This is a genomic window from Ponticoccus sp. (in: a-proteobacteria) (assembly GCF_048381735.1).
The window spans coordinates 157,121-157,375 of sequence record NZ_JBLXGL010000011.1 but is presented as its reverse complement, the minus strand read 5'-3'; the positions used below and the strand labels follow the sequence as shown (position 1 = coordinate 157,375).

Here is a 255-nt window from a genome sequence, read left to right as displayed (position 1 = left end):
CACATAGGGCGGAACTCTCCGCCTGTCTGTAAACGGAAGACAGAAAGCATGGCACTCAAGTCGTATAAGCCGACGACGCCGGGCCAGCGCGGGCTGGTGCTGATCGACCGTTCGGAGCTGTACAAAGGACGTCCCGTCAAGGCCCTCACCGAGGGTCTGACGAAATCGGGCGGCCGGAACAACACCGGACGTATCACCTCCCGCCGTCGCGGCGGTGGCGCAAAGCGTCTCTACCGGATCGTCGATTTCAAACGC

General features: G+C 62.0%; 1 pseudogene. It reads left to right on the top strand.

Annotated features, from left to right (window positions below):
- Positions 1 to 48 precede the first annotated feature (48 nt).
- Positions 49 to 255, top strand: a pseudogene (rplB, locus tag ACN5KJ_RS17295) (50S ribosomal protein L2); the annotation flags it as partial.